General features: G+C 69.8%; 9 protein-coding genes. 5 read left to right on the top strand and 4 right to left on the bottom strand.

What is annotated here, in order from left to right:
- The first annotated feature begins 4 nt into the window (after window positions 1–4).
- From CLV71_RS18260 to CLV71_RS18250, 3 genes are all read left to right on the top strand, one after another.
- Entirely contained in the window at window positions 5–772 is a 768-nt protein-coding gene (locus CLV71_RS18260; protein WP_133904006.1) for a DUF6802 family protein, read from the top strand.
- 313 nt (window positions 773–1,085) lie between these two features.
- The gene (locus tag CLV71_RS18255) at window positions 1,086–2,915 is read left to right on the top strand and encodes a phosphoenolpyruvate carboxykinase (GTP) (RefSeq protein WP_133904005.1); all 1,830 of its coding nucleotides are present in this window, start codon (window positions 1,086–1,088) and stop codon (window positions 2,913–2,915) included.
- A gap of 274 nt (window positions 2,916–3,189) precedes the next feature.
- Window positions 3,190–3,765 carry a peroxidase-related enzyme gene (locus CLV71_RS18250; RefSeq protein WP_133904004.1) on the top strand — a complete coding sequence of 192 codons (576 nt, stop codon included), beginning with the start codon at window positions 3,190–3,192 and terminating at the stop codon, window positions 3,763–3,765.
- On the opposite strand, the gene CLV71_RS18245 is transcribed toward CLV71_RS18250, so the two are convergent.
- The 4 genes from CLV71_RS18245 to CLV71_RS18230 all read right to left on the bottom strand — a co-directional run bounded on the left by CLV71_RS18245 (window position 3,738) and on the right by CLV71_RS18230 (window position 10,650).
- A complete protein-coding gene (locus tag CLV71_RS18245; RefSeq protein ID WP_133904003.1) occupies window positions 3,738–4,697 on the bottom strand; it encodes a bifunctional helix-turn-helix transcriptional regulator/GNAT family N-acetyltransferase in 960 nt (319 codons plus the stop codon). The genes CLV71_RS18250 and CLV71_RS18245 overlap by 28 nt on opposite strands.
- Before the next feature lie 34 nt (window positions 4,698–4,731).
- Window positions 4,732–5,601, bottom strand: coding sequence for an ROK family protein (locus CLV71_RS18240; protein ID WP_133904002.1), 870 nt, complete (start codon window positions 5,599–5,601; stop codon window positions 4,732–4,734).
- A gap of 131 nt (window positions 5,602–5,732) precedes the next feature.
- Entirely contained in the window at window positions 5,733–6,473 is a 741-nt protein-coding gene (locus CLV71_RS48450) for a peptidylprolyl isomerase (protein WP_208297612.1), read from the bottom strand.
- Between the two features lie 76 nt (window positions 6,474–6,549).
- Entirely contained in the window at window positions 6,550–10,650 is a 4,101-nt protein-coding gene (locus CLV71_RS18230) for a glycoside hydrolase family 38 N-terminal domain-containing protein (protein WP_133904001.1), read from the bottom strand.
- A gap of 129 nt (window positions 10,651–10,779) precedes the next feature.
- Here CLV71_RS18230 and CLV71_RS18225 point away from each other — a divergent pair, with 129 nt between their 5' ends.
- Both CLV71_RS18225 and CLV71_RS47720 read left to right on the top strand, forming a co-directional pair.
- The gene (locus tag CLV71_RS18225; RefSeq protein ID WP_133904000.1) at window positions 10,780–11,976 is read left to right on the top strand and encodes an AAA family ATPase; all 1,197 of its coding nucleotides are present in this window, start codon (window positions 10,780–10,782) and stop codon (window positions 11,974–11,976) included.
- 235 nt (window positions 11,977–12,211) lie between these two features.
- Window positions 12,212–12,355, top strand: a complete 144-nt coding sequence (locus CLV71_RS47720; protein ID WP_166664152.1) for a hypothetical protein — start codon at window positions 12,212–12,214, stop codon at window positions 12,353–12,355.
- Window positions 12,356–12,667 lie beyond the last annotated feature (312 nt).

Here is a 12,667-nt window from a genome sequence, read left to right as displayed (position 1 = left end):
CCCCGTGTACGTGGACGACACCTCGACCGACGACACCACAGACACCACTGACGACTCGACCGACTACGGCGACGACTCGACCGGCTCCAGCACGGGCGATGACGACCTGACGGTCGAGATCGACGGCGAGGAGTACCACGCCGAGGAGAACGCCGACTTCGACGGCGACGGCCAGAACGACGTGGCCGTCGTCGAGACCGAGGACGGCTACCTCGCGTTCGCGGACACGGACGGTGACGGCACCGCGGACGTCGCGGTCGAGTACGACTCGGACGGCAACGTCGTCGCCGGCGCCGAGTACGACGAGTCGACCGGCGAGTGGACCGCCGAGGACGTGGACAGCCTGCCGACGCCGACCGGTGACGGAGCTGACGATGCCGATGGGTCCGGCACCGACAGCACCGACACCGACGACTCGACCGACACCACCCCCACGGGCAGCGGTGGCGAGGACATCAACGTCGATCTGCCTGGTGAGGACGTGGACGCGGGTCCGGCCACGTACGACACCGACGGTGACGGCACCAACGACACCGCGGTCGTGACCGACGAAGAGGGCACCACCTACGCGTTCACCGACACCGACGGTGACGGCGAGGCGGACCAGGCCGTGATCATCGAGTCCGACGGCGACGTGACGGTCGCCGCGCACACCGGCGACGACGAGTGGACCACCACCGAGGAGGGCCACATCGACTCGCAGGGCAACTACACCCCCGACGCCGACGGCTCCTCGTCGTCCTCCTCGGACGCCGTCTGGGCCGAGCGCTGAACCACTCGCGCACTTAACCCAAACTGAACGATCCCGGCAGGCCGCTGGCCTGCCGGGATCTTTTGTGTGCGCTAGACCATACGTACGTAAGAGTGCTGAATCGATACCTAAATCGGTCTTGTGGGCCAGGCGACACCTCGGATGCCGTTTACGCCGAGGCCACGCGGTTAACCTCAAAGCATCCCCAGCGAGGTCCCGTCCGAGTACCGGACGGGTGCTTCGCCGTTTGGTCGTGAAGGACGTCGACGTCCGTTAAGCGGACAACGGCGTCCTTAAGTCATTCGGCGGCGTCCAGTACAGGAGATGAAGCGAGATGACGGCAGTGGCAATCCCGGGTGTGGACAACGCACCGACGACGCACGAGCGGCTTCTTTCCTGGGTGCGGGAGGTCGCGGAGCTGACCACCCCGGAAGAGGTGGTGTGGGTCGACGGGTCCGACGAGGAGTGGACGCGACTGACCGACCAGCTCGTCGAGGCGGGCACGCTCACCCGGCTGAAGCAGAAACCCAACTCGTTCTGGGCCGCCTCCGATCCCGACGACGTCGCGCGGGTCGAGCAGCGCACCTTCATCTGCTCGGTCGACCCGGAGGACGCGGGGCCGACCAACAACTGGATGGACCCCGCGGAGATGAAGACGACCATGCTCGACCTGTACCGAGGGTCGATGCGTGGCCGGACGATGTACGTGATCCCGTTCTGCATGGGCCCGCTCACCGCCGAGAAGCCGATGCTGGGCCTGCAGATCACCGACTCTGCCTACGTCGTGGCCTCCATGAAGATCATGACCCGCATGGGCACCAAGGCCCTCGAGGCGTTCACCGCCCCCGACGGCACCGAGCGTGACTACGTGCCGGCACTGCACAGCCTCGGCGCGCCGCTGGAGCCGGGCGAGGACGACGTGCCGTGGCCGTGCAACGAGGAGAAGTACATCTCGCAGTTCCCGGAGACCCGCGAGATCTGGAGCTACGGCTCGGGCTACGGCGGCAACGCGCTGCTGGGCAAGAAGTGCTACTCGCTGCGGATCGCCTCGGTGCAGGGCCGCGACGAGGGCTGGCTCGCCGAGCACATGCTGATCCTCAAGCTCATCTCGCCGGAGAAGAAGGTCTACTACATCGCTGCCGCGTTCCCGAGCGCGTGCGGCAAGACCAACCTGGCGATGCTCGAGCCGACCATCCCGGGCTGGAAGGTCGAGACCCTCGGCGACGACATCGCGTGGATGCGGTTCGGCAAGGACGGCCGCCTGTACGCGGTGAACCCGGAGGCGGGCTTCTTCGGCGTCGCGCCGGGCACCGACTACCACACCAACCCGAACGCCATGCGCACCATCGAGAAGGGCAACTCGATCTTCACGAACGTCGCCCTGACCGACGACGGCGACATCTGGTGGGAGGGCATGGGCGAGCCGCCCGCGCACCTGACCTCGTGGAAGAAGCAGGACTGGACGCCGGACTCCGACGAGCCGTCCTCGCACCCGAACTCGCGGTACTGCACGCCGATGGCGCAGTGCCCGATCCTCGCGCCGGAGTGGGACGACCCGCAGGGCGTGCCGATCTCGGCGATCTTCTTCGGTGGGCGCCGCGCGGACACGATCCCGCTGGTGACGGAGTCGCGTGACTGGCAGCACGGCACGTTCATGGGTGCCACGCTGTCGTCGGAGACCACCGCCGCCGCGAAGGGCAAGGTCGGCGTCGTGCGCCGCGACCCGATGGCGATGCTGCCGTTCATCGGCTACCACGCCGGTGACTACTTCCAGCACTGGATCGACACGGGCAAGCGGGCCGACGCGGACAAGCTGCCCAAGATCTTCTACGTGAACTGGTTCCGCCGGGACGAGAACAAGAAGTTCCTGTGGCCGGGCTTCGGTGAGAACTCACGCGTGCTGAAGTGGGCGATCGAGCGCCTCGAGGGCAAGGCCGCCGCGGTGGAGACACCGATCGGGTACGTGCCCACCGCAGACGACCTGGACCTCTCCGGTCTGGACGTCTCGAAGGAGGAGATCGAGGCCGCGCTGAAGTTCGACGCCGACGAGTGGCGCGCGGAGCTGCCGCTGATCGACGAGTGGTTCGACAAGATGGGCGCGAAACTGCCGACGCTGCTGCGTGCCGAGCTGGACGCGTTGAAGACACGGCTTTCGGCTGAGTAGACCTCTCAGCGACCTCTCAGCCGAACGGGGACCACCTGGTCAGGTGGTCCCCGTTCGGTTATCCACAACCTGTGGACAAACCTGTGCACAGGTCGTTTTTTCGCTCCCCAGCCTGTGACCAGCCCTGACGCCGACGACACTCTCGCGACACGCCGATGTCACCCGCCAGCCATCCGCATTTGTCCACAGAGGTCCGTGACACCGACCGTGGGCGCGTGAACCGGTGCACCGTCACGAAAGGTTCGGGACACCTGGTCGGCCTAGTGTTGGCCACATGGCCGACAAGATCAGCAGGTTTCCCACGCGGGAACCGTCCGAGCTACCGGAGGACCTGCGCGTCCGGGTCACCGAGATCGCCGACAGGTCGGGCTTCGTGCCCAACGTGTTCAGGGCACTGGGCCACCGGCCCGCCGAGCTGCGTGCGTTCCTCGACTACCACGACGCGGTCATGGAACGGGACGGCGCGCTGACGAAGGCGGAGCGTGAGCTGGTCGTCGTGGCGACCTCCGGCGCGAACAGCTGCACGTACTGCGTGGTCGCGCACGGTGCCATCCTGCGTGTCCGGGCGAGGGACGCGCAGATCGCGGACCGGGTGGCCACCAACCCGTGGACCGTCGAGCTGGACGAGCGGCAGCGCGCGATCGTCGACCTGGCGCTCGCGCTGGCCGTCGAGCCAGCGACGTTCGGCGAGGCCGACCTCCAGGACGCCCGGGACGCCGGCCTGACCGACGACGAGATCTGGGACGTCGGCGCGATCACCGCGCTCTTCGCGTTGTCGAACCGGATCGCGCACCTGACCGCACTGCGGCCGAACGACGAGTTCTACCTGATGGGCCGCCTGCCGCGCTGACCTCTGCCGAGGTCGAGCCGCCAGGTCTGGCCGGTCAGCTCGCGGCCGAAGCGTGGGCCGGCGTCCTCCTCTACCAGCTCGAACCCGGCGCGCTGGTAGATGCGGCGGGCCGGGGTCAGCACGGAGACGGTCCACAGCTCCATCGCGCGGTACCCGGCGGCCTGTGCGTACTGGACACATTCATCGACGAGGACCGTGCCGACCCCGGCGCCTCTGGCGGTCGGCTCCACGTGCAGGAGCCGGAGCCTGGCGGTGGTGTCGTCCTCGCGGACGCAGAAGACGGCGCCGACCCGCTCGCCGTGCAGTTCCGCGACCCACGCGCGTTCGCACTCGGGGTCGTGGGCGTCGAGGTAGTCGGCGACGATGTGGGCGACGAGCGCCTCGTAGGAGGAGTCGAAGCCGTGCTCGGCCGCGTAGAGGGCGCCGTTGCGCTCGATCACCCAGCCGAAGTCGCCGGGTTCGGGGTGTCGAAGGGTCACGTCCGGCCGCCCGGTGGGCCGGTCGATGCGCCTGCGGATGGTGTCCATGGCGTCGAGCAGGCGTAGTTGTTCGTCGTCACCGAGGTCCGCGAGCAGGGCGTGGATGTGCCCGACGGTCCTGGTGTCGAGCACGCGGAAGGCCTCGCGCCCCTCGGTGGTCAGCCGGATGACCTGGCGGCGCGCGTCGGAGCCGGACCGGTCCCTGTGTACGAGACCGCTGCCCTCGAAGCGGGTGAGCAGGCGGCTGAGGTAACCGGCGTCGAGACCCGTCGCCTGCCGCAGTGCCGCGACCTCGGTTTCGTCCCGCTGGCTCAGCTCATACAGGACCCTTGCTTCAGTCAACGAATAAGGCGTGTGAAGATGATGTTCGTTGAGGGCGTCGAGGAAGGAGGTGTAACTACGGTTGAACGCCCGAACTGCGGCGATCCGCTCGGCTGGGACCTCGGCGATCATGAACACCTTCGTTTCCCGTGAAACAATTCATTGACTAGATCAAAGAATAGGCCAGGCGGGCGGCACCGTACAGCCCGGCGGTGGTCCCGAGCCTGGCCGGCTCGACCCGCAGGTGCCGGAGGTAGGAGAGCCCGGCATGCCGGGCGAGCGTGGCCCGCACGGGGTCGAAGAGCAGGTCCCCGGTCTGGGCCACACCGCCGCCGACGACCGCCAGGTCGAGATCGCAGACGGCGGCGGTCGCCACGATCGCGAGCCCGACCGCACGCCCCGAACGCCGAAACGCCTCGGCGGCAATGGCGTCCCCGGCGAGCGCGGAGGCGGCGAGAGCCCTGGCGTCCTCCCCGGCCCAGCCCCGAGTCCGGGCCCACCGCACGAGGTGCGGTCCACTGGCGACGGTCTCCGCACACCCGTGTCCGCCGCAGGTGCAGGGGTCCCCGTCCGGCTCGACCACGACGTGTCCGACGTGCCCGGCATTACCGGTGAGCCCGGCGAAGGGCCGCCCGTCGAGAACGAGCCCACCGCCGATGCCGGTGGACACGACCATCCCGAGCATGGCCCGGGAGCCCTGGCCGGCACCGACCCAGTGCTCGCCGAGCGCGACACAGACGGCGTCCCCGGCGAGCGAGACGGGCGCGCCGACAAGCTCCTGTACCCGAGCGACGAGCGGAAAGTCTCGCCAGGAAGGAATGTTGATGGGCGAGACGGTCCCGGCGACGGTGTCGATCGGCCCGGCACACCCGATCCCCACCCCGTCGACGGCACCGACCTCCAGTTCCGCCACCACCGCCCGAAGGGAGGCGAAGGGCTCGGACCCGGTGGGCCGAGTGGCATGCCGAAGCAACCGCCCGTCCGAGTCGACGATCCCGCAGGCGATCTTGGTCCCACCGATGTCCACAGCCAACATGAGTCTTCCCGAGGTAGATGGGGCAAGCTCCCGACCAGCCCATTGTGGACAGCTCGACTCTCGCGGCCAGAAACTGTCGGTGCCAAGTCCTAGACTGGTGATCGGGGGGCCGACGGCCGCCCAAAACAAGATCAATGGCGATGCGTGTTGTCCGGCTGCCCCGGATCGCCGGGATGCTCGTACCCCGGCGCCAGCTCCACCCGAGCCGCCATCCCACGATCCAGCCAGGCCGTGAACGCCCGCCGCCGAGCAGGCGCCAGCAGGAACGCCTCGATCTCCTCCCGAGCCTCCTCCAGCGACCGAACCCGACCAGGCCGCACGTCCTCGACCACGAACGTGTGCGTCCCAAGCGGATCCCACACCGGCCCGACGGTCTCCCCGGCGGCGGCCGCGAACACGGCGTCCTCGACCGGGCCGACCCGCTCACCGCGCCGCAGCACCCACCGCGTGGTCCCGTCCCACACCACCCGCTCCTCCGGCACCCGAAACCGCTCCGGGTTGTCGAGGTAGAACCGCTCCACGGCCGCGTCGCTCACCGCGACCTCGTCCGTGACCGCGACGAACACCGCCCGAGCGAGAGGATCCCGAGCCAACAGGTCCGCCGCGACACTCCCCAACCCGAGCATCGCCGCACGATCCGGCGCGATCGACGCCAACTCGGGCCCCGGCCCAAGCCCGCGCGCCGCGGCCTCGATGGCAACCAACCGCTCCGCGACGAGCACCTGCACGAGCCACCGCCGCAGCTGTCGCCCCTCACCCGTGCGTTCCCGAGGCAGGGTCGGCGCCACCGGCCCCGCCCGCAGCGCGGCCTCACGCCCATCCACATCGGCAACGTCGATGGGCGTCCCGGCCACCCGGGCGACCACCGTCATGGCAGCTCCTCCTGTGGTCGTTCCCCACCGGCTCGCTCGCGGACGCCGTGGGGCGCGGCGATCCGGGACACGGCCGTCACGGCAGGACCTCCAGTGACACCGCCGGTGAGTACAGCAGCCGGCCCGCGCCCGCCACCCGCACCAGCGCCCACCACCGGCCGGGCGCCGCCCACTCCGGCACCCGCACGTCGAAGGCCAGCTCCACCTCGCCGAACGCTGGCACCGAGCCCCCGACCAGACGGGGCCCCACGAGATCCCACGTGCCCCACGGGCTCACCACAGCCGCCTCCAACGCGATCGGCGCCCCCGCCGACGACGCCACCCGCACCGCGAGCCGCCCACTTCCCCCGCGCGCCAACCGAACCGGCTCCGGTTCACCGGACAGGCGGATCAGCGGCTCCCGCTCCGGCACGTGCCCGACCGTCAGCACCGCCACGTCCTCCACGACCTGCCGCCAGCTCGCAGGCACCTCCCCGGCCAGCTCCGCCGACACCCGCACCGGATACCGGCCATCGGCGACACCCGAAGGCCGGGTCACCGTGATCTCGCTGGTCAGATGCCCGCCAGGGGGCAACCCGAACGGCACCTCCGCAGGCGCGGCCGTCCACCCGTCCGGCACCGCCACCCTGACGAAACCGTGCAGATCGACGTCAGTCGCGTCCGAGGCCACCGACACCGTCAGCGGGTCGGTCCCCGTCACGTGCACCGCCACCGGCAGGCCACCCAACGGCGCGGGGCCCCTGTTGTGCAGCCAGTACTTCGCGAACAGCGGCTGCACGGGCTCCTCGACCGGCCCGAGCGCCACACCATCCACAGTGGACCAGTCGACCGACGGTCGCGCGAGTACCGTCACCGCGTCGCAGCCCGCCACCGAGATCGGGCCATCGAGCGGGGAACCCGGTTCCTCCAGCAGGTTCGCCGAGGTCACGTCCGACAGCGTCACCACGTCCGAGGAGAGCGCCGCCGTCGTGGGCGCACCCGTGTAGGCGACCACGCGCACGGCGAGGCTCTCACGCGGGTCGGCCGGTGCCGCCGAACCGCGGGGCAACGGGTTGCCCGCCGCCTTCACCGCTGCGAGCCGCACTCGGTTGGCAGGCTCGGCCCGCAGCAGCGACCCACTCGCCGGAAGTCCCCGCGTACCACCTTCCGACGTCACCACGGCATGCAGCGGACGGCTGAACTCCGCGCTGTTGTCCGCTATCTCCGCCGCCCGCCAGTCCCCGTCACCTGCCGCGACCGCGTACCGGAACTCGTGGGTCCAGTGCTGCAGCTGGAAGTTCGACCCGTCCGGCGCCGTCCGCCTCGGCTCGTCGATCCACACGCCCGACGGCCAGCCGGTGCACGACCGCATCAGCGACGCGTGCAGCGTCCCTGCCGCGTCGACCGCGAAGCCCGGCAGGCCCCGGTTGAGCAGCGCGACCGTCCGCTCCGCGTACGCGTCCTGACCCGGCACCCCACCGTCGACCTCGATCACGTGGTCCGCCAGATCCGCCACCACCGACCCGATGTGCGACACCGGCACGACCAGCACGCCGAGTGCTCGCGCGTCCCGCAGGTCCGCGCTCGGCTGCCACACCTCGTCGAGCGGCTTCTCCGGCGGCACCCAGAACACGCCCTCGCCGCTGACACCGGACCGCTCCACCACCTCGGCCGTGAACGAGTTGACCTCGGCGCCACCCAGCGCGATGCGCACGTCCGGCAGGTTCGAGTCGACGCCGAGGTCGCCGTACCGCGTGCCAGCCGCGCTGCTCACGGTCGACGTCACCCCGTTGCGTGCCAACGCGATCGCCAGCTCGCGGGCGAGCGGCGCGGCCTCCTCCTCGCTCGGCACGATGATCTCCGCGACGCCCATCGGCCGCAGTGCGCCGTCCGCCAGCCGCAGCGACGCCGCGGCGGACAGCCCGAACCACGTGTGCGCGGGGTTGTCGAGTGTCCACGGGTGCTGCGCCGAGTCGACGTCGATGAGCCCGAAACCCCTACCCACCACGGCGTTCCCGACCTCGCTCACCGGGAGCGCCCCGGGTATCGCACACGGCCACCGCACTCGCAGCAGCTGGTCGGACCCGGTGAACTCGTCGACCGTCGTGGTGCAGTCGACCCGGTCCACTCCCCGCCACAGCGTGATCGTCTGCGTGTAGCGGACCGATCCGACCCGGCCCGCCGACGTGACGCGCTCGCCGACCGGTGACCTCTCGACGGACACCGTCGCCGCGGCGCCGCCCGAGGTGACCGCGGGCCCCTTCGGCAGCAGGTGCCACGGGCCCTCGCCGAACGTCGGGTGGTCGGCGTACTCCTCGTACAGCGCCAGCTCGTTGCCGACCGCGCCGGGCGTGATCAGCTCCTGCTCGGTCGTCAGCTCGACGAGGCTGCGCACCCCGCCGCCGCGTGCCGGGTCGACGGTCACCCGGAACCGGTCGCTCGCCGCGGTCTCGCCGCCGACCGCCACCCAGCCCTGGTCGTCGCGAGTGGACCCGGCCAGCCGGAACACCCGCCACCCCAACGGTGGCACGGCCTCGGCGAGGAACGTCACGGTCCCGTTCTCGACGAGTGCGGGCAGCTCGGCGCCGGTGTCGTCGGTGACGGTCACGCCCGCCGTCGCGAGCCGCACGACGACCGTGTCGGTGCGCTCGTGGTTGAGCGGGTTCCAGACGACGACCGGCTTCCCGTCGCCCGCCGGCAGCGCGACGAGCTTCGACAGCACTGCCAACGAGTTCTCGCGGATGCCGACCGCGAGGTCGTGCGCGTCCCGCCAGCTCGTGATCAGGTCGAGGTAGACCTGGTCGGACTCGGAACCCGTGATGGCGTCGTGGTGCGCGCCGTACGCGAGCTGCACCCACGCCTTCGCGAGCGCGGCGTCCGGGTACTCGGCACCGGCGAGGATCGTGGCGAACGCGGCGAACGGCTCCGCCTCCAGCGCCGCAGCCTCGGCTGCCCGCTGGGCCTGCTTGGTGTCGATGTAGGAGACGTCCTTGCCGGTGTAGATCGGGTTCATGTCCCGGGTCTGCGGCGTCGGCTCCTGCCCGCGTTCGGCGAGCTCGGCGCGCACGCCCGCGAAGAAGTCCCGTGGCAGCGAGCAGACGAAGCGCGGCCACACGTACCGGTTCGCCCAGTCCGTGTGCAGGTCGGTGATCCACTTGTTGGGTGGCGTGTAGTCCCCGCCGACCGGCAGCAGGACGTGCCTGGCGATGCTGACCTTCTTCAGCTCGACGAAGATCTGGTAGGCCGCCTCGCCTGCCGCGTCGAGCGTCGGCGCGGAGTCCATGGCCCAGCCGGAGCCGTAGTGGTCGGTCATGTACGAGGTGAACAGCCCCCGGCCAGACGGCGAGATCCACTCGAACTCGCTGGGGAACTGCATGCGGGTCGGATCACCCTTGCCGGAAGGGGACTTCTCCATCGGCCCCCACTGGTGGAAGGGCCCACGCGCCCACGAGCTGGAGGTGAGACCCGCGTCGGCGGCGAGCCCGGGGAAGGCCGGGTCGTGGCCGAAAGCGTCGAGCTGCCAGGTGGTCGCGGGTCGCGCGCCGAACACGTCACGCTGGAAACCCATGCCGTGTACGAAGTTCCGGATCGTCGTCTCCGGGTCGGTGAGGTTCGTGTTCGGCTCGTTGTACGTACCGCCCATGACCTCGACGCGGCCCTCGTCCATGAGGCGCCGGAGCACCGCGCGGTCCTGCGGGTAGGTGTCCCAGTAGGGCTTGAGGTAGTCGACCTCGGCGAGCACGAACCGGTAGTCGGGCTCGGCGAGCGCGAGGTCGAGGTGCGCGCGGACCAGATCGAACCCGGCGAGCTGGCGGGCGCCACGGTGTGAGTCGGGAAAGTCCAGCTCGTCCCACGCGACCGTGTAGGCGGCCTGGGTGTTCCACCAGACGGGGTCGTAGTGGAAGTGGGAGACCAGGTGCATCGTCCAGCCGGGCTCGGCGACGGTCAGGTCGAAGTCGGTCGCGGCACCGTCGATGACCACGCGGGCCGGGAGGGTCGTGCCGGGTGCGGCGCCGTGCGTGTCCACCCCGATCTCGGCGTAGCCGGCGCCCTCCGCGGGCACCGGTGTCGATAACCCCCGGCCCTCGACGTGCACGCGTGTGGTCGTGGTCGCGTCCCACGAGACCCGGACAACCTGGAGCGGAGCCGCTACCGACCCGACGAACAGTTCGGTTGGCTCAACGGAGACAACACCCATGCTTCGAACTGTGGTGGCTAGATCAAGAAGACACAACCCAGCAAACGGATCTTGTCCGGCGTCCGACACGCCGTAGGCGAATCTGGGTCAATATCGGGTTCTTGCTAGAAAGCCGGATACCTTGCGATCGTGGACCCGGTTCGCAACCCGTTCGCCCCTGGCGCTGGACAGCGTCCGCCCGAGCTTGCCGGGCGGGAGAAGGAGATCGCGGCGTTCGACGTCGTGCTGGAACGGGTGGCCCGAGGCCGTCCGGAACGCAGTCTCGTGCTGACGGGCCTGCGTGGTGTCGGCAAGACGGTGCTGCTCGGTGAGCTGCGCTCGATGGCCGTTCGCCGCGGCTGGGGTGCGGGCAAGATCGAGGCCCGCCCCGACGCGGGGCTGCGCAGACCGCTTTCCGCCGCACTGCACCGCGCGGTGCGGGACCTGGCCGTGCGGCATCGTGCGCCGGACCGCGTGGAGCAGGTCCTCGGGGTGTTGAAGGCCTTCGCCCTGCGGGCGAGCCCGAGCGACTCGAAGTTACGCGACCGCTGGCAGCCGGGTATCGACGTGCCACCGACGCAGGGGCGCGCCGACTCTGGCGACATCGAGATCGACCTGGTGGAGCTGTTCACCGACGTCGCGGAGTTGGCGGGCGACGTCGGCACCGGCGTGGCACTGCTGATCGACGAGATGCAGGACGTCATGGCCGACGACATCTCCGCCCTGTGCGCGGCATGCCACGAGCTGTCCCAGTCGGGCGCGCCGTTCGTGGTGGTTGGGGCGGGTCTGCCGCATCTGCCCGCGGTGTTGTCGGCCTCGAAGTCCTACTCCGAACGGCTTTTCCGGTACGTGCGCATCGACCGTCTCGACCGGGCGGACGCCGACCAGGCCGTCGTCGCCCCGGTTTCCCGCGAGGACGCGAACATCACCGACGAGGCCCTGGACGCCTTGTTCGACGCGGCGGGCGGCTACCCGTACTTCATCCAGGCGTACGGCAAGGCGGCCTGGGACGCGGCCCCGTCCGACCCGATCACCGCGGAGGACGTCGGCGTGGCCGCACCGGAGGCGGAGGCCGAGCTGGCGGTGGGTTTCTTCGGCTCCCGCTACGAACGCGCCACCCCGGCCGAGCGTGAGTACCTGCGTGCGATGGCCGAGCTGACCAAGGGCAAGTCCGACGAAGGTGCCGCCACGGCGGACATCGCGTCGCACCTGGGACGCAAGCCGTCGTCCCTGTCCCCGGCCCGGGACAGCCTCATCAAGAAGGGCCTCATCTACTCGGCGGAGCGCGGTCGGATCGCCTTCACGGTCCCGCACTTCGGCCGCTACCTGCTGACGATGGACGACTAGCCACCCCTCGCTCACCTTGTATCCGGCTCTCTAGCGATCTTGCTAGAGAGCCGGATACTCGTGCATCGACCGTTCCGCAGTTCCAAGTACGTCCGGCGTGGCGCCTTGTTCGCCGATGATTCACTGGCATGTGTCCCGCTTCACCGAATAAACGGGTGTCATCTCGCGTTGGAAGGAGCATAATAGTCAGTAGCTGGAGATCCAGCGAAGTGCCAAGAGGGAGTGTTGAACACTGATGAACATCGCCGCCAAGCTCCGCGCCCGCCGCGTCGAGTCCCGCAACCGCCGGGCGGTGAACCGTGCGATCGCGAGCGCCGCGACTCCGGCCATGCGTGAGGAGCTGCTGATCATGTCGCAGCGTCAGGCCTCGATCCGCTAACCCAAAAACTTTTTTCTACGCCGTGTAACACCGGTGGACCCCCCACCGATGTTCCGGTTGACCCCGTAGTGCTGGCGGACCCCCGACCTGGCAGCACTACGGGGTTTCCACATGGCTGCTCGGCGCTTCGCGCCTTCGCAGCCACCCCTTCGTCATCATGTTGGGGGGCCGAGCCCCCCATGCCCCCCACGTTGCCGTCTGTTGCGGTTTCGACGTGGGGGATTGTCGTCAGGGGTTTGTCGTCAGGGGTTTGTCGTCAGGGGGTTTGTCGTCAGGGGTGTGGCTTGGGGGTTTGGGGTTTGGGGTTTGTGC

Origin of the sequence: Actinophytocola oryzae, from assembly GCF_004364325.1 — a bacterium.
Classification (GTDB): Bacteria; Actinomycetota; Actinomycetes; order Mycobacteriales; family Pseudonocardiaceae; genus Actinophytocola; species Actinophytocola oryzae.
This window is presented reverse-complemented; position numbering and strand designations above follow the sequence as displayed.

Bases quoted from the DNA above. Each gene is read 5' to 3' on its own strand.
- CLV71_RS18250 (WP_133904004.1), top strand. From the start codon at position 3,190: ATGGCCGACAAGATCAGCAGGTTTCCCACGCGGGAACCGTCCGAGCTA.
- CLV71_RS18230 (WP_133904001.1), bottom strand. From the start codon at position 10,650: ATGGGTGTTGTCTCCGTTGAGCCAACCGAACTGTTCGTCGGGTCGGTA.
- CLV71_RS18255 (WP_133904005.1), top strand. From the start codon at position 1,086: ATGACGGCAGTGGCAATCCCGGGTGTGGACAACGCACCGACGACGCAC.
- CLV71_RS18245 (WP_133904003.1), bottom strand. From the start codon at position 4,697: ATGATCGCCGAGGTCCCAGCCGAGCGGATCGCCGCAGTTCGGGCGTTC.
- CLV71_RS18240 (WP_133904002.1), bottom strand. From the start codon at position 5,601: ATGTTGGCTGTGGACATCGGTGGGACCAAGATCGCCTGCGGGATCGTC.
- CLV71_RS48450 (WP_208297612.1), bottom strand. From the start codon at position 6,473: ATGACGGTGGTCGCCCGGGTGGCCGGGACGCCCATCGACGTTGCCGAT.
- CLV71_RS47720 (WP_166664152.1), top strand. From the start codon at position 12,212: ATGAACATCGCCGCCAAGCTCCGCGCCCGCCGCGTCGAGTCCCGCAAC.